At 37.3% G+C, this 21,983-nt stretch carries 21 protein-coding genes; 16 read left to right on the forward strand and 5 right to left on the reverse strand.

Going from position 1 to position 21,983, the window contains the following annotated elements:
- Positions 1-466: 466 nt before the first annotated feature.
- From IC621_RS16470 to IC621_RS16480, 3 genes are all read right to left on the reverse strand, one after another.
- Positions 467-1,138: a glycosyltransferase gene (locus IC621_RS16470; RefSeq protein WP_191159420.1), complete on the reverse strand. Its 672-nt coding sequence runs from the start codon at positions 1,136-1,138 to the stop codon at positions 467-469.
- Between the two features lie 201 nt (positions 1,139-1,339).
- A complete protein-coding gene (locus IC621_RS16475; protein ID WP_191159494.1) occupies positions 1,340-2,092 on the reverse strand; it encodes a sulfotransferase in 753 nt (250 codons plus the stop codon).
- 990 nt (positions 2,093-3,082) lie between these two features.
- Complete coding sequence (locus IC621_RS16480; RefSeq protein WP_191159421.1) at positions 3,083-3,409, reverse strand: winged helix-turn-helix transcriptional regulator; 327 nt, start codon at positions 3,407-3,409, stop codon at positions 3,083-3,085.
- A 297-nt stretch (positions 3,410-3,706) separates the two neighbouring features.
- Here IC621_RS16480 and IC621_RS16485 point away from each other — a divergent pair, with 297 nt between their 5' ends.
- The 9 genes from IC621_RS16485 (at position 3,707) to IC621_RS16525 (ending at position 13,951) form a co-directional block, all read left to right on the forward strand.
- Complete coding sequence (locus IC621_RS16485; protein WP_191159422.1) at positions 3,707-4,924, forward strand: MFS transporter; 1,218 nt, start codon at positions 3,707-3,709, stop codon at positions 4,922-4,924.
- Between the two features lie 167 nt (positions 4,925-5,091).
- Entirely contained in the window at positions 5,092-5,934 is an 843-nt protein-coding gene (locus IC621_RS16490) for an aldo/keto reductase (RefSeq protein ID WP_191159423.1), read from the forward strand.
- 20 nt (positions 5,935-5,954) lie between these two features.
- Positions 5,955-6,095: a hypothetical protein gene (locus tag IC621_RS16495; protein ID WP_191159424.1), complete on the forward strand. Its 141-nt coding sequence runs from the start codon at positions 5,955-5,957 to the stop codon at positions 6,093-6,095.
- Between the two features lie 753 nt (positions 6,096-6,848).
- The gene (locus IC621_RS16500) at positions 6,849-8,033 is read left to right on the forward strand and encodes a peptidoglycan-binding domain-containing protein (protein ID WP_191159425.1); all 1,185 of its coding nucleotides are present in this window, start codon (positions 6,849-6,851) and stop codon (positions 8,031-8,033) included.
- Between the two features lie 669 nt (positions 8,034-8,702).
- Positions 8,703-9,470, forward strand: coding sequence for a MerR family transcriptional regulator (locus tag IC621_RS16505; RefSeq protein WP_191159426.1), 768 nt, complete (start codon positions 8,703-8,705; stop codon positions 9,468-9,470).
- Positions 9,471-9,493: 23 nt separating this feature from the next.
- Positions 9,494-10,435 carry an alpha/beta fold hydrolase gene (locus IC621_RS16510; RefSeq protein WP_191159496.1) on the forward strand — a complete coding sequence of 314 codons (942 nt, stop codon included), beginning with the start codon at positions 9,494-9,496 and terminating at the stop codon, positions 10,433-10,435.
- A 584-nt stretch (positions 10,436-11,019) separates the two neighbouring features.
- A complete protein-coding gene (locus IC621_RS16515) occupies positions 11,020-12,480 on the forward strand; it encodes a NarK family nitrate/nitrite MFS transporter (protein WP_191159427.1) in 1,461 nt (486 codons plus the stop codon).
- A 677-nt stretch (positions 12,481-13,157) separates the two neighbouring features.
- Positions 13,158-13,502 carry a MerR family transcriptional regulator gene (locus IC621_RS16520; RefSeq protein WP_191159428.1) on the forward strand — a complete coding sequence of 115 codons (345 nt, stop codon included), beginning with the start codon at positions 13,158-13,160 and terminating at the stop codon, positions 13,500-13,502.
- Positions 13,499-13,951, forward strand: a complete 453-nt coding sequence (locus tag IC621_RS16525; protein ID WP_191159429.1) for an SRPBCC family protein — start codon at positions 13,499-13,501, stop codon at positions 13,949-13,951. Before IC621_RS16520 ends, IC621_RS16525 begins: the two co-directional genes overlap by 4 nt.
- Positions 13,952-14,446: 495 nt before the next feature.
- On the opposite strand, the gene IC621_RS16530 is transcribed toward IC621_RS16525, so the two are convergent.
- A complete protein-coding gene (locus IC621_RS16530) occupies positions 14,447-15,529 on the reverse strand; it encodes a Gfo/Idh/MocA family protein (protein WP_191159430.1) in 1,083 nt (360 codons plus the stop codon).
- A gap of 14 nt (positions 15,530-15,543) precedes the next feature.
- Positions 15,544-16,314: a sugar phosphate isomerase/epimerase family protein gene (locus IC621_RS16535; protein WP_191159432.1), complete on the reverse strand. Its 771-nt coding sequence runs from the start codon at positions 16,312-16,314 to the stop codon at positions 15,544-15,546.
- A 242-nt stretch (positions 16,315-16,556) separates the two neighbouring features.
- Here IC621_RS16535 and IC621_RS16540 point away from each other — a divergent pair, with 242 nt between their 5' ends.
- From IC621_RS16540 to IC621_RS16570, 7 genes are all read left to right on the forward strand, one after another.
- Complete coding sequence (locus tag IC621_RS16540) at positions 16,557-17,336, forward strand: helix-turn-helix domain-containing protein (RefSeq protein WP_191159434.1); 780 nt, start codon at positions 16,557-16,559, stop codon at positions 17,334-17,336.
- 344 nt (positions 17,337-17,680) lie between these two features.
- On the forward strand, positions 17,681-18,550 hold the full coding sequence (locus IC621_RS16545; protein ID WP_191159436.1) for an aminoglycoside 6-adenylyltransferase: 870 nt from the start codon (positions 17,681-17,683) through the stop codon (positions 18,548-18,550).
- A 189-nt stretch (positions 18,551-18,739) separates the two neighbouring features.
- Positions 18,740-19,309 (forward strand): AAA family ATPase, encoded by a 570-nt coding sequence (locus IC621_RS16550; protein ID WP_191159438.1) that lies wholly within the window; start codon positions 18,740-18,742, stop codon positions 19,307-19,309.
- Between the two features lie 149 nt (positions 19,310-19,458).
- The gene (locus IC621_RS16555) at positions 19,459-19,956 is read left to right on the forward strand and encodes a GNAT family N-acetyltransferase (RefSeq protein WP_191159440.1); all 498 of its coding nucleotides are present in this window, start codon (positions 19,459-19,461) and stop codon (positions 19,954-19,956) included.
- Between the two features lie 121 nt (positions 19,957-20,077).
- A complete protein-coding gene (locus tag IC621_RS16560; protein WP_191159442.1) occupies positions 20,078-20,731 on the forward strand; it encodes a pyridoxine/pyridoxamine 5'-phosphate oxidase in 654 nt (217 codons plus the stop codon).
- 105 nt (positions 20,732-20,836) lie between these two features.
- A complete protein-coding gene (locus IC621_RS16565) occupies positions 20,837-21,025 on the forward strand; it encodes a hypothetical protein (RefSeq protein WP_191159443.1) in 189 nt (62 codons plus the stop codon).
- Positions 21,015-21,710: an alpha/beta hydrolase gene (locus tag IC621_RS16570; protein ID WP_191159498.1), complete on the forward strand. Its 696-nt coding sequence runs from the start codon at positions 21,015-21,017 to the stop codon at positions 21,708-21,710. Before IC621_RS16565 ends, IC621_RS16570 begins: the two co-directional genes overlap by 11 nt.
- Positions 21,711-21,983 lie beyond the last annotated feature (273 nt).

Below are 21,983 nucleotides of genomic sequence, written 5' to 3' on the forward strand. Positions count from 1 at the left end.
AGTGAGCAGCCTTAAATCTTTAATTTTATATACAAGACTTGATTCAATAAATTAAGGGACTGTACCAGAACGAATTGTTCACGGACAATAAAGTGGATTAAAAACAATAAAGTCCTTTAAAACTCAGGTGCCTACACTCAAATAAAGAAAGATTGACTTTTTCCAATTAAAGGTATAACAATTTAAGATAAGTTATTCAACAAACAGACAGCTCTGATAAGCCAGTGCTCTTGTAAAATGAATTGCCTCGTAATGGTTAGACAAACAACTAATTACGGGGTGTTTCTAATGACCAAGTTTTTTTAAAGAGCTTTACACCATGCTGGATTTCATCAAAAAGAAAGATTACTATGCTGTTTAACCCTAAATGCCGAGCATACTTTTTTGTATGAACTTTGGCTGCTGGTTGGATGAAAGCAATGGATTCAGAAGCTCACTGCTTTAGCTGTGGGAGTATCAGCTATTGTCATCCGAGTGGTTGGGTGGTATGAGAAATATAATCATCCGTTACCTTTAGATTGAAACATTTCTTCATAAGTCTTTCATTGGATACCTGCCACGTATGATTTTTTGGGGTGCTCCTTATATAGACATAGTTATATGGATTCGTTGTATAAATCTCAAATTGTTTTTCAGCTTCTTGTAAAAAGCCCTTATCCTCGCCTATGTTCCTTTTTGGAAATTGAACCTGATGAAAGACTTTTTTTCTAAACATGATGGTTGGCCCTGCTATTGGTAATATTGCTTGCTTTCGAATACCAAGTTTTTGGTTTTGTTGAAAGTAGGTAAATACCTTTTTCTTTCCTACAATATCTGCCTGTTTCTCCTGAAATACAGTCATCGCTTGGGGAACATAATAGGGCGAATAGTAATCATCATCATCAAATTTTGCGATAATATCATAGTTGGATTTGGTAACACCATAGTTTAAACATTCTCCTAATGTATTCTCGGAGGGAAGCTGATACACGTTTACATTCGAAAACTGTTCGGCCTTCTTTCGCCATTCCTCGATATTCATCTCATCTCCGTTTAAAACCACGATAAGCTCTTTTTCCTCCCAATCTTGGTGAGTAAAGTTATGAAATACGTTGTCCATCTGTGTATGCCTGTTTGTACAGGTAACAATCGAAATCACTTTCCATTCCTCCAGTATGATAAACATCAAGCATTTGAATAGGGTAAGGCAGTGGACATGGAAATTGTTTTTTACAAGACTTAAAATCTTTTTTAGAGATCAGGGGATGATTTAAAGATAAAAATGTAGTGAAGTTGTCCTGCAATAAATGACACAACTATTCTGTAAACCATGTCCCCTTTTTTATTCATTCATCTGCTTTTAAGGGAGATATCCTATTTTTTTCATAGTAGGTCCGCATTGCTTCATGATAAACTTTATCTTATCCTCTGGCAGCGGTTTACTTGTACTATTGATTTTCTTAGATAATACTGGGTTTATATCTTTATCTTCCAAATGACCGACTTGTTTAATAAAGTTTATGGTTCCGGTTTTTTGAGTGACAATGTCTTCGTACTTTACGAAATGCATATTTGGATCAGATCCGCAAAGTTCTAAATAGCTATTAACACGAACATTCCATACCCTTGTAAATCCCTTAAGTGAACCATATGTCTTTATCAAGCCTTTCATATTCGGAAGACTTTTCCATACATCGATCGGATTTCTTACTAGAAGTATAATGGTACAATTTGGATAGCATTTCCGTAATAATTCTAACTCCTTTTTTCCATATCTCACTTCCTTGTAACCAATCAAATCATGTTTATTGTTGTAGTTTTTCATGTATAATTCTTCATGGAAGTTCCTCACAGTCTGAATCATTACGGCGTCTACTTCATGTTTCGGCGGTGTCATACAGGCGATCCACTGATTGGCATCTTCCCCATTATTAAAATAAGCCTTCCGATGTTTAAAACCAGCGTGACGTCTGGTATTATCAAGGATCTTACAGAAATCGGTTAAGCACCCGCCATTTTCGCCCCAAATTAACGTTTCTTTTCTTGCATTAAACAGGCGTTGTAAAAGGGTTGATCCTGAGCGATGGGTAGCTGATGAAATAACTAAATCCAGAAGACATCATTCCTTTCATTTTTTTACCTATTAGCTATCAAGCGGTCTTTCTAAGTTCCCATCTGATTCTCTCGAAACAAATCCATCTAGGTTTTCAACTGCTCAACATAATTTTAGAAGTTAATATATTTATATGTTGTCAAGCTTTATATGGAATGCCATATGTCTTATCATTTAAGCCCATTTTAGGGTCCTGCCATTGATGCTGCCCCTAAAATAGTAATGTAAATATCATGAACATTGCACCGTTCGTCCAAGTTTTTTAGATGATTTAGTTGATAGAATGGAAGAAAATGAAGAACTTAGTTAATGCTGATTCAGGATATGGATGGACAAAGTCAAATTCAAATGAGTCCTCTTCATTTTGTGCATCCTATAAATCGTTTTGTATGATCAATATCTAAATCGTAAAAAGTCAAAAAAATAAAGGGTGATACATATTTAAAACTCCAACATTCATTGGAGTTTTTTTATCAGTTAAGGAAGTTTAAGTTAATTAAAGTATTAACGTGATAAAGAGTGGTATCATTGTCCAGCTTCGAGCGCCATCGGCCCTTAGGTTTCAGGGTCAAGTCGTCAAAGGACTATCGCTCTGCGTTTTTCGTTCTAATATCAGAATTTATATGTTATCTCATTATTGGCGGTTTAATAACAATATATATAATCTGTACCCTGCTTAGTTTTGATGATTTATGTCGAATAATTGATATTTTGAAATTTTCGAAGATAAGTCTGCCGATTTCGTAGATAAATTTCAGATTTCGAAGATATAAGGGGAAAAATCGAAGATAAGTAAACGATCGGTAGGTGATCAAGAGCAAAAAGCTATCTGTTATTGAATAAAAAACAGAAATCGTTTGAAATATGGTCCAAATGAAGCGAGCACCCTAAAGAACTATAGAAAAAAAATCAGCTCTTTCGCTGATTTCATCAATTCCCACCTCGGACCTCACACCTTCAGAAAGACACGTAGGGTATTTCTTATGATATTTAATTTGCTGCTTCCTCCCCAGTCAATGCGATATGCCCTTCTCCCCAACTACACATGGCATCCAAAATCGGACGCAGGGACCAGCCATACTCTGTTAGAGAATAAACGACCTTCGGCGGAACCTGATCAAAAACGGTGCGGTTTACCACACTATCTGCCTCAAGTTCCCGAAGCTGCTGAGTCAGCATTTTTTGTGTAATACCAGGCATAAGTTTTTTCAATTCACTTGTTCGTTTTTCTCCTTTAATCAAGTGACACATAATGACGACTTTCCACTTTCCGCCGATAACGTCAAGTGTGGCTTCTACAGGGATATTATAAGGCATATTTATTCCTCCTTTATTTCTTATAGGCACTTTAAGGTACCTACATTACTTTAAAGTGCGTACTTTTCAATTTGTAATGTTCATTTCATAATAACATACACGAGCAGAGAATAAAAGGTTGAAAATAACCATAGGTACTAATAAGTTCCTACATTACTTTTAAGTACGTACTATCTTTTCTGTTTTGTATGTTTAATAATATTGTTTGTGGTAGCAGCGAGTGAAAAATTTGAAAGGCGCCTGATCACGCTTCGCTATTCATGACCAACATAAGAAATTTACAAGGAGGATTCTTCTATGAGTTCCATTGCTATAAATACTCAAGAGAAACAAGGCGGTATTCCAGCGTTAATGGCTTTGGCCATTAGTGCATTTGGGATTGGCACGACTGAATTTGTACCTGTAGGATTACTTTCTTCATTAGCTGGTGATTTGAACATTTCAATTACTTTAGCTGGTTTATTAATATCTGGTTATGCAATGGGTGTGGCTGTTGGAGCACCGGTCCTTACTGCTTTAACAAACCGAATGAACAGAAAATCATTATTAATGCTATTGATGCTTGTATTTATTATCGGAAACTCAGTTGCTGCAATGTCTACAAGTTTTGGCTTATTGCTAGTTGCTAGATTCATTACTGCATTTTCTCATGGGGTTTTCTTCTCTATCGGTTCAACCATTGCAGCAGATCTCGTACCTGAAAACAAACGAGCCAGCGCCATCGCTTTTATGTTTACAGGATTAACAGTTGCTACAGTAACAGGTGTTCCATTAGGTACATTTATTGGGCAAGCGTTTGGATGGAGGTCCACCTTCTGGGCTGTTGCCATTCTAGGTGTGATTGCTATTATGGCAAGTGCAATTCTGGTCCCTAAAAACCTTAAACAAGCACCACCAGCAAAAATTAGTGATACTTTCAAAATTTTAACAAACGGCCCATTACTCTTAGCATTTGCGATTACAGCTTTAGGATATGGCGGTACTTTTGTAGCGTTTACCTACCTTGCACCAATTTTAGAAGATATCACAGGATTCTCGCCAGGTGCTGTTAGTGTCATATTGCTTGTATATGGTGTTGCAGTAGCTATTGGAAATACTATTGGCGGGAAAGCAGCTAATAAAAATCCATTAAAGGCTTTATTATGGATGTTCTTAATTCAAGCCATTATACTCGTTATCTTATCGTTCACCGCTTCATTCAAAGTTGTGGGTGTAATTACCATCTTCTTCTTAGGATTATTAGCCTTTATGAATGTACCAGGATTACAAATTTATGTCGTTCAATTAGCTGAAAAATATGTACCTTCCACTGTAGATGTCGCATCAGCTTTAAATATTGCTGCATTTAACGTCGGAATAGCAATAGGTGCTTTTGTTGGAGGACTGATAGTAGATTCTATCGGGTTAATTCATACACCTTGGATTGGTGGTGTAATGGTATTAGGAGCTGTCCTTCTTACATTGTGGAGTTCTTCTTTAGAGCGGAAACAAGCTGAAGGAGGAATGTGTGTTTAATCAGATAAACAAAATGGCAATTGGAAGAAATCGTACATCTGCCAAACTAAAAATGTGGGAAGCTAATATTTTGTATAAAGATTTAAATAATTACTCAGTAAATTTCATTTAACTATTGAGGGATTATAGGGATATGAAAAACTATTAAAAAGCAGGAGATGAAAATAATGATAAACAAAATGGATAATAAGGCAATCTTGTCAAACGGTGTTGAGATGCCATGGGTTGGATTAGGTGTGTTTCAGGTTGAAAACGGTCAAATCGTAGTAGATTCCGTGAAGGCTGCTATTCGTAATGGTTATCGCAGTATTGATACAGCAGCGATTTATGGAAATGAAGAAGGGGTAGGGCAAGGTATTAAAGAGGGGATTGCAGAAACCGGAATCAAACGAGAAGATTTATTTATTACATCAAAAGTATGGAATTCGGATTTAGGTTATGAATCTACTTTAAATGCTTTTGAAGATAGTTTAAAAAAATTAGGACTGGATTACTTAGATTTATATCTAATTCATTGGCCAGTTGAAGGGAAATTTGTTGACTCATGGAAAGCACTTGAGAAATTGTACAAAGATGGAAGAGTAAAAGCTATTGGAATGAGCAATTTCCAAGTTCATCATTTACAAGAGGTGATGAAAAATGCAGAAATTATGCCGATGATAAATCAAGTAGAGCTGCACCCTCGCCTAAATCATAAGGATTTAAGAAAATTCTTAAAAGAAAATTCTATTCAGGTTGAGGCATGGGCACCTCTTATGCAAGGGGGGTTATTCGATAATGAAGAGCTTTTATCAATAGCAAAAAAATACAATAAATCAATTGCTCAGGTCGTTTTACGCTGGCATTTGCAGAACGAAGTGGTTATCATACCAAAATCCATTAAGGAACACAGAATTGTAGAAAATGCAGACCTCTTCGACTTTGAGTTGTCCAATGAGGACATGAAAAAAATTAATTCTCTTAACCAAAATCATCGAGTAGGACCAGACCCAGATAATTTTGATTTTTAAATTTTTGGGACTCATTCTAAATGATTACTGTATTTTTGTATCGAACGTTTTCAATTGTGAACTTACCCAAGGAGAAAAGTGTGGCAATTATCAATCTAATAGTCATCCCAATTGGTACAGAAACTCCTAGTATTAGTAAATACGATATTCAAAACAAATGAAATAAATTTTAAAAGAAGAGAAGAGCAAGTACCAACTTAATTCTATGAGTTCGACTATTCATTTAATAAACCAACGCTATAAGATGTCCTTTTAATCAAACGTTTGTATAAAACAACAATTGGTTAACAATTTATTTAAAAACGCTAATCAACTTTATACAGATTTATGGATTAAGTCACAATGATGATAACAGGAACCATAAAATTGCAGGAAATGCAGTTTTATGGTTCCTTTTTTGCATTTTATTTGTTATCCAAAGTTAGAAGGTAACAATTGATTCTTTTAGTGAAAAGGATACTCCCGCAGAAATGATATAGCTTTCAGAAAAATTAAATGACAAATGTGTAATCGAAAGTTTGAAATTGAACGTCATTATTAGGGGACTGTAACAGGGTTAGTTTTGATTAAAACATAAATCATAGTTATACAAAAGGATATTTTATTCCCTATTTATTTCTAACTTTGCCCATTATATCCATTACATCAATGGATAGCTCCAAGGTGTCTTTGTTCCTTTTATTTAAAATGTAATGATTCGTATTTTCAACTTCATAGGCTAAAGATCCCATCAACTGTAAACCATTCATCTGGTTTTTTTCGTTCGTACATAAATGCAATGGGAGTTTATGATATCTGTGTTTTTATTTAGAAACGATTGTTATGAAATTAACTGATATTTTGTGTAATTATAAAAAAAATTTGGGAATAGTAAGTTTGTCGAAGTAAAACTAGCTTAAAGGATGGTGTATTGAATGAAGAAATGGGATCCGATAATTCGTTCTACCAAAAAAGGAACAAATAATGGATGGAATTTAGGAAAGGGTATCGGTACTTTGGTGCTAGCTCTTATGCTGTTGCTATCGATGGCAAATGTAGGTTTTGCTGTTGGCAAAGATGCCCGCGGACCAGATGTATATGTCATTCAAGGAATGTTAAAATCACTTGGTAGTTACGAAGGCAAAATTAACGGTCATTATGATAAGGCGACTGTTCAAGGTGTAAAATATTTTCAGAAACAAAATGGATTACGTAGTACAGGTTCAGTAGATAGCCGTACGTTTCAATCAATCATGTATGCTTATTCACATCTGAAGTTCCCTTCGGCTCCTGGTGGAAAAGGCAAGGGTCCAGGAGCTGGCGAAGACCCAGGAAAAGGAAAAGGTCCAGGAGCAGGTGAAGGTCCAGGAGCAGGTGAAGGTCCAGGAGCAGGTGAAGGCCCAGGAGCAGGTGAGGGTCCAGGAGCAGGTGAAGGCCCAGGAGCAGGTGAGGGTCCAGGAGCAGGTGAAGGTCCGGGAGCAGGTGAGGGTCCAGGAGCAGGTGAAGGTCCGGGAGCAGGTGAGGGTCCAGGAGCAGGTGAAGGCCCGGGAGCAGGTGAGGGTCCAGGAGCAGGTGAAGGTCCGGGAGCAGGTGAGGGTCCAGGAGCAGGTGAAGGCCCAGGAGCAGGTGAGGGTCCAGGAGCAGGTGAAGGTCCGGGAGCAGGCGAAGGTCCAGGAGCAGGTGAAGGTCCAGGAGCTGGCGAAGGCCCAGGAGCAGGTGAGGGTCCAGGAGCAGGTGAAGGCCCAGGAGCAGGTGAAGGCCCAGGAGCGGGTGAAGGCCCGGGAGCAGGCGAAGGTGAAGAACAAGGGCCTGATAAAGGTCCAGGAAAAGCTGAAGAACCAGCCAAAGAACCAAGCAAAGAGCCAAGCAAAGAGCCAAGCAAAGAGCCAAGCAAAGAGCCAAGCAAAGAGCCAAGCAAAGAACCAAGCAAAGAGCCAAGCAAAGAACCAAGCAAAGAGCCAAGCAAAGAGCCAAGCAAAGAACCAAGCAAAGAACCAAGCAAAGAGCCAAGCAAAGAACCAAGCAAAGAACCAAGCAAAGAGCCAAGCAAACAACCAAGCAAAGAGCCAAGCAAAGAGCCAAGCAAAGAGCCAAGCAAAGAGCCAAGCAAAGAAAACTAAGGAATCTTGTAACGAACCTGGAAAATTTAAAAATCCATAATAAAAGCATCAAGTTCTTTGAACTTAACTAATATGTCGTATAAAAAACACCATTTAGGCTGCCATTGTTCCAAATTTTTTGGAGTGAGGCAGCCTGATTTTTTTGGTTGAAGATATCCTTAATCCCTCTTCTAAGATTTGCTAATTCAAACTTGATACCGTTAGTTGAAACCTATTTGAATCGTATATCATTATATAGGAAAACGTCATACTTAGATTTAAAACGAAAAGTCGGGTCATTTATAATAAAGCTTAGATAATTCATAAAAAAGTCTGATCAAAAATCCTGTATTAATATGCAGGATTTTCTTTTGTTCAGCAAACGGCCATATTCTAAATTAATCTTTCTCTAATTCCCCTCTACTGTTCAATAAAATTAGCATGTGTGTTTTCTGAAAGCATGCTAGCTAAGTAATCCTCCATTTCTCACACGGATTTCCCACAACCTTGCATCTTTTTCTTTGCCTATATCCGTCAAAAAGGTTTGTAAATAAATTCTCTTCTTTAAAAGTGTCTATAACTTGTTAATGGGTACTTAAGTATCATAATTAATTGAATACCAAAATAAAAAAATAATTCCTTGCATATGACGTTACGTCACGTGATTTAATCAAAATAGGAGGTGAGGATATGAAAGGAGCTATTTATTCTGTTGGTGAATTAGCAGATGTTTCCGGCGCGACAATAAGGACAATTCAGTATTATGACAAGATTGGATTACTTGTTGCTAAACGAAACGATGTCAACAATTTAAGGTACTACACTGAAGGTGACTTGGTAAAACTTCAACAAATCCTTTTTTACAAAAAGTTAGGTATGTCTTTAAAAGAAATAAAAGAGCATTGCCTAAACTATGAAAGTCAAGATGATTTAAAACAAATTTTAGAACAGCAAAAAGACATTCTCTTTAAAAAAGAGATGGAGATAAAAACGAATATTGCCGTCATAGAAGCAATTTTATCAACAATGGAGACTTATGGTCCTTACGATTTAGAAGCGATGATGAAATTAACATTAAATTTGAATAAAACGGCCATATTCGATTATATGTCGATTGAGTTTGATCCTGAGACAAGCGCTGCGTTTAATGAAAGGTATCCAGATTCTGCTGAAGTTTTTGATATCTATTGGAAATGGAAAAAGGTACTTTTAGAAGCGTTCTCACTAAAACATAATCAAGTTCATCCTGAAAGTGAATCTGGTTACCAACTCGGTAAAAAATGGCATGTGTTTGTTCAACACGCAACAGATAACAATCAAAATATGGTAGAGGCTTATTCTAAATCGTTAAATCAAAGTGATTTATGGCCAAAAGAAGATAAATTTTTAATGGATTATTGTGATGATTTTATTGAAAAAGCACATCAATTTTATTGTAAGAAGGAGAATATAGAATGAAAAAAATAATATTCATTATTTTAATGGTACCAATTTTATGCTATGGAGCATACCTCTTTTTTAGAGATGACAACCCGCTTGGCCATTTTACATCTGAGGAAGGAAAGAAAGACTTTCAAAACGCTTATGATGAAGCAATGGTTCTTCTTCCAAAGCCTAACGATACGATTGATATAAAGACTGAATATGGTACAGTTCGTGCTTATTATTTTGCAAAAGAAGAAACCAAACATAAGGAACCAATTCTTTTACTGCCGGGACGGTCTGCATCTACCCCGATGTGGGAACCGAATTTGGAAGGGCTGATGAAGGAAAGACCGGTCTATACGATCGATTTACTTGGTGAACCTGGTATGAGCGTGCAAACGAAAGTGATTAAAAATCAAAAAGAACAAGCGAAATGGTTGAATGAAGTAATTGTCGGATTAGGTTTAGAAAAAGTGCACGTCAAGGGTGTTTCAATTGGTGGATGGGCTACAATGAATTTGGCAAGATATTATCCTGAGCATATCGCTTCAGTTAGTTTATTGGACCCTGTCTTTGTATTTGAACCAATACCCTTAAAGATGCTTCTCGCCTCTATTCCAGCCTCTGTCCCTCTTGTACCCAAGCCTATTAGAGAAAAGATGCTAAGTTATATTTCCGGTGGAGCAAAAGCAGATGAAAGTGAACCTATTGCTAAATTAATCGAATCGGGTATGCGTAATTATAAGCTTAAAGTGCCAGCCCCTGATCAATTTAGTAAAGAGGACTTAAAAAATATCGATGTCCCAGTTCTCGCGTTGATGGCTGAAAATAGTACAATGCATAATTCTGAAAAAGCAGTAGAAACAGGGAAGAAATATGTCAAGGATATCGATATCGAAAACTGGCCAAATGCTTCTCACGCCATAAATGGGGAATTTCCGGACGAGATTAATGAGAGAATACTTGAGTTTGTAGAACAAAATTCTAAAGACAACTAAAGATGTGGGGCTTGAAGAAATTTCTTGGTATAACCCAGATTCATATACCTCTATGACGAATATAAAGGAAGAAAGTTAAAAAATAATTTCCCTATTATTTCGAAAGAAGACAGTCAAAGAGGTATCTGAGGTGGTATTAGATTAGAGGTGCAAAAATTTGATCAATTCCTTGGTTTCATTAAGTGTCCTTATGTTGTGCAACATTGAAAACCTTGTATCATACCAAGGGGACTTTTCTTGTTCAAGCCCCATTTTTCTTTGATAGAGGTATGCTTTATTTCAAAGCTACAATATTTTTTAGTAAAGTTGTTAGAAAAATAAAAAAGTTTAAATCGACGTAATGCACAATGGTAAAAGCATTTCTCTTCTTTATATAAAATTCCTCATCGTTGGTTTAATGTCAAAAATGATTGTGGTACCCAAACTAGCTATGTCAATGTTGTAAACGTTTCATTTATGTTAGATTTTCTAACAATATTCTATTCTCCCTCCTTTTGGTATGTTAGTTTATTTAACATGTTTGATGAATACATAGTTTGTTCATGTAAAAATAATAGTATCAATGAAGGAGAGGTGGTTAGAATATGGAAACAAACTATTACAAGGGGAATAAAAATGTTCTAATGTTAACAACGTTAGCTTTTTTCATTACTTTTGTCGTATGGTTTAACATGGCTCCATTAATGTCAACTTTAAAAAGCACTTTCGGTCTCACAAATGATGAGGTAACTATTTTGGCTGTAGCAAACGTTGCTTTAACAATTCCGGCTCGTGTATTAATTGGAATGCTTGTTGACAAGTTTGGTCCAAGAAAAGTATATTCTGGATTATTGATTATTTTAAGTATTCCGTGTTTTACATTTGCCTTATCAAATTCATTTATCCAATTAATGATTTCAAGAATGTTTCTTGCAATTATAGGTGCCGGTTTCGTAGTTGGGATTCGCCTTGTCTCTGAATGGTTCCCGCCTAAACATGTTGGTTTCGCTGAAGGAATTTATGGAGGCTGGGGTAACTTTGGATCAGCCGCCGCCGCGATGGTCTTACCGACATTAGCAATCATTTTTGGTGGTGAAGATGGCTGGAGATATGCAATTGGATTAACAGGTCTTATCTCTCTTATTTACGGTATTATCTTTAGTCGTATAGTAAATGACACGCCTGAAGGAATTGAATATAAGCGTCCTAAGAAAAGTGGAGCATTAGAGGTTACGAGTTATAAAGACATGATTGGATTAATCATTATGACGTTACCTGTATACGGAATCCTTGGGTTTTTAACTTATAGATTAGGGTGGCAGTTGAATTTCATTAGTGATGGAGTTGCTTATATCGTTATTGCGGCTTTGCTCGGACTTTTAATTCTAAACATTCGAAAAATTATAGATGTTAACAAGAAAGCATTAAAAAAAGGCATTCCAGAAAAAGAGAAGTATTCGTTTAAGCAGGTAGCCATTTTAGACTTCGCTTATTTTTGTACATTTGGCTCTGAGTTGGCTGTTGTTTCAATGCTCCCATTATTTTTCGAACAAACATTCACATTAAGCATTGCCCAAGCTGGTTTAATTGCAAGCAGTTTTGCATTTATGAACTTAATGTCACGTCCAGGTGGTGGGTGGTTGAGTGATAAATTTGGCCGAAAGAAGACGTTAAGCATTTTAATGTTAGGTTTGGCGATGGGATATTTTGCCATGGCACAAATTGGTTCTAGTTGGCCTATATGGCTTGCAGTCGTAATTACAATGTGCTGCTCATTCTTCGTTCAAGCAGGTGAAGGTGCTGTCTATGCTATGGTCCCGCTTGTTAAAAAGAAAGTGACAGGACAAGTTGCGGGAATGGTAGGAGCTTATGGGAATATTGGTGCAACGATATTTTTAACCATTTTTAGTTTTGTTAGTCCAAAGGCTTTCTTTATTACAATTGCATGTTCTGCGATTGTTTGCTTCTTGTGCACCTTATTCTTGAAGGAGCCAGATATGGAGGCGATTGTAGAACAAACTTTTGAAAAAGACAATGAAGAAAATGCAGTGAAAGTGGTATCTTAAAAATGATTACATTCCCATGCTAAAACACTTTATTGAATTTAAAAGACAATTTTTCCTACACTAAGGGGGAAAATTGTCTTTTTGTTCGTTGTAACAAAAGCCCCAGTTTGCCAGCCGTACAGCTCATTGCTGCAGTGGTGTCACCATCTCACTACGTCACCTTTATGAATTTATTAATTAAGCTGATTCAGGTATAACGCCTTCTTGTTCAAGAAGGGGCATGTTAATGAAATAACCAGAATTGAGAACTGATTTTAAAATCTGGGAAGAAGCTTTTTTAAATAACTGACTTTACCTTAAAGGGCTTGCTAGATTGTTTAATCTTCCCAAACATTTTGTAAAGGTAATCCCTTTTCTGTTCTGGCAGCATCAAACGTACTTAGTAAGATTTAAACGATTTTAGTGTTATATTTTTAAGTATAGTGAAGTGTTTTAAATTAAAATTTAACAACTTTATTTAACCCCGTCTTAAAAATCAGAACGGGGTTTTGCGTGTTTGAGGCTTTAAATTTAATAACTTTATTGTCACTTTATAAAAATCTTACCTTTTCAGCAAACGGCCATATAATTTCTTTTTGTAAGGCCAATATAACGCATTTATAAAAAATAAATGAGTTAAAATAAATGTTGACCCTGTAGTGCACCCCACAGTTTATTATAAAGGTGGGAGGAGAAGAATGTACAAGATTAGTGATTTTGCTGAGATGACTGGATTAAGTAAAGACACTTTGCGTTATTATGCAGAAGTTAAATTACTCGAACCTGCTTACATTGATCCAAATAATAACTACCGCTATTACGATGATGGAAGTTACTTTCTGGCTATTCTCTTAGTGAAGTTAAGAAGTTTTGGTTTTACAATACAAGAAATGATTTCTGTGATGGAGGGAGAGTCATTTTCAAATTTAGAAGATTTATTGATGCAAAAAAGAAATAAAATACAGATCCAGATAGAAGACCTTCGTCTTAAAATTGAAGAGATTGATGATTTTCTTGCATCTGGGAAGGAGGAAAATGAGTGATCCATTGGAAAGAAGAAACGATGATTGAGACTAATATTGAAGATGTATGGAGTTTATTTTTTGATAAAAATATCAAGAAAATCATGCCTAAGGTGGAGGAGCATGTATTAATTGAAGGAAAGGAAGAGGAAGTGGGTGCAAAGCATCAACAAAAATATCGAGAAGGCAAGCGCTTGGAAACCTACATTGTAGATACTTTAGCGTTTGAAGATTTTGAGGACAAAAAGCTGAAGCAAATTAGTTTTGTTTTAGGAAAGGCTTTTGAAATTACTCTTACTTTTACATTATTAAAAATCGATGAGACACACACGAAATTTATTTATGAAGGGCAAAACAAAGGAGTTAATTTTGTAGGAAGAGCAATGTTGAAGCTCGGTAGTCAAAAAAGCAATAATAATGTGGTGAATGCATTTATGCAAAAAGTTGAACAAGAATCGTTGAAATTTTAGTTTATAGAAACCTAATCACTTATTTTCAATCTACAAAGATAGTCATTTTAAATAATTTACTCACTTGCAAGAACTTTCTGCGCCTCCACAAAATTTAGTAGATATAGATTTAAAAAATGAAGGAGATAAAAACTGTTTAAATAAATATGATTGAGGAACGGGAAACGAACGATTTTTCATAATATTATAAGTTGCCTATGCAAATGGAGAAATGAAAAGTGCAAAAAATGGTTTAAGTATTTTTAATGGGGTTTGGCAGGCAGACGCTGATTGCATCGATGTCAGCAAGCTCCTAAACTTCCATATAATCAGTAAATGCCTTAGCGCCTACTGTGCCGCCATTTTCTCAGCATGTTCTACGTCAATGTCACAAACTCCAGCAATGTTTACCTATTTATTTGCCTTATATTCCGGCAAATGCGATATTTTGAAATACTTCCACAGCCGATTAAACTGCTACTTTTAATGTACTCATATCTAATTTCCTCCCCGTCTTTAAATAGGTTCCTTATTTAATAAGGGAGGCTTTTCGCACGTGCTTTCCATCATATAATGGCTTCCCTGCTCGGATGAACAGTGAATACCATGCATGATTTCGAGTACATGCAATGCCATCCTGCTATTTGCACGCGGCGTTTTTCCTGTTTCAATCGCCTCCGCCATGTCCGCAAGACCGATGCCGCGTAAGTTATCAAGAGGGTTTCCTGCAGGCTTCATTTCTTTCCATTCATCTTCATCATGCCGTTTCAGTAAAAGCGGCTGGTTGAAATGATTTGGATCAGGCAAGCTGATTGTGCCGTCTTTCCCATATATTTCAATAAATGGTGTACGTGCAGCTGTTACGTCAAAGCTTGTTGTAATCGTTGCTGTTGCCCCGTTTTTGAAATCAAGTATGCCATTCACATGTGTCGGTACTTGAACGGGTATTTTCTCCCCGTATTTCGCAGAGCTTGTAATGGTACGTTCCGGAAATGTAATCCGAGCTGAACCAGTGATTCGGCTGACCGGGCCCATTAAGCTGACCAGAGCGGTAATGTAATACGGACCCATGTCGTACATCGGACCGCCACCCGCCTGATAAAAAAATTCAGGATTTGGGTGCCATGATTCCGGACCGCGTGTCATCATAAAAGCTGTCGCCCCGATTGGCCTTCCAATAACTCCTGCTTCGATTAATTGACCGGCAAGCTGAATGCTTCCTCCTAGAAACGTATCCGGTGCCGAGCCGATTGTGACATGGTTTAGGCGTGCTGCCTCCACAACCCGTTTTCCATCTTCAAACGAAATGGCAAGCGGTTTTTCTGAATATACATGCTTATTTCGTTTGATAGCCTGCAACGCCACCGTTGCATGAGCGTGAGGAATCGTTAAATTTAGTACAATATCAATGTCCGGTGAAGTCATCATTTCTTCTACAGTAAATACGCGGTCAATGCCGTATTTTGCAGCGGCTTCTTCTGCTTTCGCAATGTCCAAATCTGCGCAAGCAACAATATCGAACTCTGGAAAACGGCGGCTGTTCTCGAAATAAATGCCACTAATATTCCCGCAGCCAACAACGCCTACTTTCAATGCCATAGCTAACGCCCCTTTTATTTATTTGCAAGATGCGGCAGTTTTGTTTTTAAGTAGTTGATACTGATTTCAATACTTTCGAACGGTGTACGACGGCTCATATCCTGCTCGACCACCCACCACTGAACACCGGCTGCTTCTCCAATATTCAGTACGGCTTCAATATCAACGCCGCCTGTGCCAAGCTCCGCAAAAAATTGCTCTCCATCCGTTGTCATATCCTTCAAATGAACGAGCGGTGTTCTAGTTTGATAACGGTTGATCCACTCGACTGGATGCTCTCCTGCTTTTGTCAGCCAGTATATATCCAGCTCTGCTTTCACATTGTCTGCATTCGTATCATCAAAAATGGATTCAAGAGCCTTTCTGCCGTCAGCCAGGCGATCCAGTTCAAAATCGTGATTATGATAACAAAGGGTAATGCCTTCACGTCGGCACGCTTCACCTGCTTGATCTAATATAGAAATAAGCGCTTGGTAATCTTTTTCACTGCGGCGATCTGGCATTAAATAAGGACAGACCACATAATTACTCCCTAATATTTTCTGATCTTCAATAACCTGCGTCAAATTGTTTTCTAATTGTTCAAGCGGCACATGGCTGGATGCGGCTTTTAACCCAAGGTCATCAAGTAACACTCTCACTTCTTGCGCTGATAAACCGCCATACCCCGCAAATTCAACGCCATCGAAGCCAAGCTCTGCCACTTTTTTCAATGTACCTGCAAAATCTTGCTGGCTTTCTTCACGCAACGTATACATTTGTAAAGCTACTGGAATTGTTGTCATCTTACATCCCCATTTCTTTTATTTAATATCATTCATTTGAAAACGCTTACTCAGATTAACAAAAAAATAGATACCAACTTATCAGTTCTAGTTGAATGCAGTTTCTTTATCACGAGTACAATTACAAATTTCATTCATATTACTGATTTGATTCCATCATATATGATATACCTTCAAATGAACATAAACGATATAATTAAAACATCTACTATTTTGCTATTTTGCGAAAACAGGGGGATCTCATGAGCACGAACATTTTTTTATGCAGTTATTCATATCACACACAACGATTTCATTCCCAACATAAATCTGGGTTCCCGGGGTATCTTTTCCGCCTCCAAACAGAAGGGGTCTGTGAAGTAGTAGTGAAAGGAAGAAAGATGGAGCTCGAGAAAGGAAATCTTCTGTTGATTCAACCAGGGGACCACTATGAACTGCTGGTCAGGGAGAACCAAAAAAGCGGTGACTATTATTTAGGCTGCGAAGGTGATTGGATTGACGAATGGTGGAGCCGTTCAGCCAAGCCAGCTGTCTCCCGTATCGACCTTGATGAAAAGCTGCTCGCCTTATGGCGTCATATCATTATCGAAAAACGCCGGCCATCGTCCAAGGAAAATACCGAGCTTACTGACTATTTGCTGCGCTCACTCTGCTTATCTCTTGAGCGAGCCGTCAACGAAACGACCTTCTCCTTCAGTCACCCGTATGCGGTGACGAGAATGATGCGATACATTGAAGAACATGCTACGAAAGTATTTAAGATTGAGGAGGTTGCCTTGCATGCCGGCCTCAGCATCTCGCGAGCCAGTCACCTTTTTAAAAAAAGTGTTGGAAAAACCATGATGGAATACGCACAGCAAATTCGGCTATCCGTTGCAATCGAACGGATGAACTACACCACGATGACGCTCGAACATATTGCCGAAACCTGTGGATTCGGTACTTATTCTTATTTTCACAAGGTATTTAAAAAGAAATACGGTGTAGCTCCCGGAGCATACAGACGTCTACATATAGAGTAGATTTTTTATGCTTTTTTTATGAATTAGACTCAACTTGATGGCAGCCAACAGGGCAGGGCGAGAATTCGATCTTTTTTGGGCCGCTCATAACAAGAGAGTTTTTTTAATAGATCAACAGTAGGTAAGGCAACGATCTTCGTTAAAAAACGGTACCCAAATAATTCAATAAGAAATTCTTGTAATTTTTGATTCATTTTCATATTATAAAGAAAAAGGTCTGGAGGTAATTTCCAGTGACGTTTTTAGAGCATTTTACATAACTTTTAGCCATTTTTATTAGAGGACCTCCTAAATAAGTAATGAGTATTTTTATCGCAAAATAAAAATAAATAGGAGGTAGAAAAATGCGTTCTGAGCAGGAAATATTGGATCTAGTTTTAGATGTAGCTATGAGAGATAAAAGGATTCGGGCTGTTGGCATGAATGGTTCAAGAGTAAATCCCAATGTTCCAAAAGATCCATTTAGAGATTATGATATCGTTTACCTTGTCAATGATATGCAATCGTTTATAAGTGACCCTAATTGGATTCATGTTTTTGGAGATAGAATAATCCTGCAAACGCCAGAAAACATGGCGATGTTCCCGGCTGAACTGGGAGGAAGGTTTTCTTATCTCATGTTATTTACAGATGGAAATAGAATTGATTTAATTCTTGCTCCGATTGAAGAAAAGGATGAATATTGCAAAGAGGATGGGCTAACCGTCATTTTAATGGATAAAGATAATAGCTTGCCTTTAATACCGCCTCCTACTGACAAGGAATATTGGGTAAAAAGACCTTCTGCAGAATTCTTTGCAGATTGCTGCAATGAATTTTGGTGGGTTTCTACTTATGTAGCAAAGGGGTTATGGAGGCGGGAAATTCTTTATGCTTATGATCATTTGAATTTGGTTAGGTCAATGCTAATAAAAATGGTCGAATGGAAAGTCGGAATAGATACTAATTTTTCTCTATCTATTGGAAAAAACGGAAAATATTTAGATCGCTATGTAGATAAACCATTGTGGGGAAAGATTTTAATGACATACCCTAGCGGAGATTATGAGAATAGTTGGAATGCACTCTTTGGTATGACAGATATTTTTGAACAAACTGCAATCTATGTGTCTGAAAAGCTTAATTTTGAATATCGTTATGAGGAAGCAGAAAGGGTTAAAAAGTACTTAAAACATGTTCAAAGTCTTCCATCTGATGCAGTTAGTATTTATTAAGGATTTTAAATTGCGGGGGTAGAGTTATGACTCTAGCCCCTGTTCATCATCTGAAAAGTTAGTTGATGAACACACATGGAAAACTGCCAAGAAATCCTTAGTATCAGGTGAGCATGCTGGTAAAGGCAGAGGAATCAACCTCCTAGAATTAAAAATTAATAGCAAACTGCAATTATAGGAGATAAATGAATGACAAACAATAATCAGATTGCTAGTAATAGTAAAAATGAGAGGGGCATATTTTTAATCACTGGGATAATGGCAGCAGGTAAATCTACAATTGCCCAACTCCTATCAGAACGTTTGGAAAAAAGTGTCCATGTTCGTGGAGATGTGTTTAGAAAAATGATCGTAAATGGTAGAGTCGAAATGTCAGGCACCCCTTCACTTGAAGCGTTAGAGCAATTAAGACTGCGTTATAAACTTTCGGCTAAAGTATCTGATGAGTATTATCAATCAGGGTTCAATGTAGTTTTACAAGATGTAATTATTGGACCAATGCTGCAGGAAATGGTTGAATATATTCAAAATCGTCCCCTATTTGTAATTGTCTTAACACCTCGTCCTGAAATTGTCGCTGCTAGGGAAGCATCTCGTCAGAAAAAAGGGTATGGTGCCATAGATATCCCTTCTCTTGAAAATGTCTTGCAAACAGAAACCCCAAAGATAGGTATGTGGATTGATTCATCAAACTTATCACCAGAAGAGACAGTTGATGTAATTCTAAGAAGAGTTTTTTCGGAAGCAAAGATTGAATAGTTTCTCGGAGCAGCTAGCATTTAGAGGAAACAAAGTGGTCTATACTGGTGGAACAATTGGCAAATTGACTGCTGAAAACAATGTAGGGATTTAAACCAATTAAGCTTGAAGTAACTTTTGTTATTTAAGAGAAGGGGGAGTTTTATATCATGATCAGATTGTGCGATAAACTGGATACAGAGGTAATCAACCAGATTATCAACGATGCTGCGCGGGCATATAAAGGAGTTATTCCTCAGGATAGGTATCATGAACCGTACATGTCTTTAGAAGAATTAAAACTTGAAATGAACGATGGAGTTATATTTTGGGGATTTGATGAAAACAATGAATTGCTCGGAGTCATGGGTATACAGGATAAAGGGGAAGTATCTTTAATCAGACACGCTTATGTTAGAACGAACCAGCGGAAAAGCGGCATAGGGACCAAGCTTCTGTCTCATTTGATGCATTTGACGAATAAACCAATTCTGATTGGAACGTGGGAATCAGCTGAATGGGCAATTAACTTTTACATGAAGAATGGCTTTCAAGTAGTTCCTGAGGAAGAAAAGGTAAAGTTGCTGCATCAATATTGGAACGTACCTGAAAGACAAATCGAGACATCAGTAGTGCTGTGTGATAATAAATGGAAACCTGCTAAATAAAATCTTTCACTTTTCTTTTATTCCGCAAAAGATCATGCAGGAATTGAATTTTTTCAACTCTTAAACAAACGTTTGTTGAATTAGCTCAATGGCAATTTAAATAGAAAGTTGGAGAGGCTATATGGAAGACACAAGCAAATTAATTGGAGAGCGCAAAACCCTTGTTGGTCCTTTTCCACCGTTTAACCCATACAAAAGATTTGAATACCCTCATGAACTATTTTTAGAATGGTTTCAAGCAGCAATTGCTAATGGAGAACACGAACCTCAATCGATGACTCTTTCCACAACAGATCCTTATGGCTTTCCTGACGCACGTATTCTCATTTTAAAGGATATAGACGAAAATGGCTGGTATTTTGCATCAAGTTCAAAAAGCAAGAAAGGAAAACAATTAGAGGTTAATCCAAATGTAGCTTTAACCTTTTATTGGTCATTAATTGGAAGACAAGTGAGAGTACGTGGAAAAGTCATGGGTATGGGGAAAGAACGGAGTACTAACGATTTTTTGAATAGAGGGATCGTAGCACGAGCAATTGCTCTACTAGACAAACAAAGCTCTATCCTAGAAAAAAGAAGTGATTTTGACATAGCTTTAATTGAGCAGCTCAATAGGTTAAAGGAAAATCCAGCTTCAGTATCCAATTCTTGGACATTGTACAGAGTCGTTGCCAAAGAGGTTGAGTTTTGGCAAGGGAATGAAGAACGAAAGCATATTAGACTAAAATTTAACTACGATGGAGAAAAATGGACACAAAACCTATTATGGCCTTAGTTTAAGTATTTTGGCTAAAATCCGTTATTCAACAAATGGGAGCAGCCCGCCAAATTCGTTTTCAGGTCTATGATACCTATGAAATAAATATGTGGAGGGAAGTAAATGCCCCAAACAAAAATCAACAAAACCATAACATTTTTATCTAATGGCGTGAAGTGTGTCGGTCACTTGTATTTACCTGCAGAAAAAAATGAAAACTGCCATGCATTATTAAGGGTGTTGGTTTTAGTGGTACACAAGATACCTCTTCAATCCTTGCAAACACAGAAGATTTTTAGTACTGACATTTGATTATAGAAGCTTTGGCGAAAGTGAAGGCGTTCCCAGGCAGGTTGTAGATATCCAGGGGCAGATTGAAGATTTCCATGCTGCTATTAAGTATGCTCGAGAATATGAAGGTTTGGATTCTGAAAGAATAGCATTATGGGGTTCATTGCTAGGAGGGGGGCATGTTATTTCGGCTGCTTCCCAAGATCCAAGGATTGCTGCAGTTGTAGCACAGATTCCATTTAACGGATTTCCTAGAAAAGTAGAGGGTCGATCAACGATTACTACGATAAAAATACTAGCGGCAATGATAAGGGATTTGATAAGAAAGAAATATCATAAAGATCCTTATTATATTCGTGCGGTTGGTAACATCGGTGAGTTAGCTGTCATGAGCAGCTCTGAAGCTCATAAGACAATCGAAGCTATGGCGAGCAAAAACTGGAAGAATGAGATTGCCCCCCGAGCGTTATTTGAGATGATGAAGTATAAACCAAGTGATGCTGCACCGAACATTAAAGCTCCAGTCTTAATATGTTATGGAGAACATGATTTAGAAACTACATCTGATACTACAAAAGAATTAGTGGCTAAGCTGGTTAATTGTGAGACAAAAAGCTATCCTGTTGCCCATTTTGATTTTTATAGAGAAGGTATTCGAGATAAGATAACGAGTGATCAAATAGCTTTTTTAAAAAAGAATATGTGAGTAGAGAAAACAGCAGGATTTTCGTTGTTGTCTTCCTGAGACATATTTTTTTATCTTAGCGAAAAGGTTAAACTGGTTTGCATTTTATCCTCCTTTTTCTTTGAGGGTCTTTATTCAGCTTTTGGGGATTTTTAGAAAAGAACAATCGGGCGGGGCTGTCCATAAGTCGATTATTCGGCTATTGGAAGCCCCTTTACATGTTTCAGAATTCTGATATATTAACATTTTATTTTCAATTTTTTATGAATTTGCCCTTTTCGGACTGCCCCGTCC

The organism is Metabacillus arenae, from assembly GCF_014773385.1.
Taxonomy (GTDB): domain Bacteria; phylum Bacillota; class Bacilli; order Bacillales; family Bacillaceae; genus Metabacillus_D; species Metabacillus_D arenae.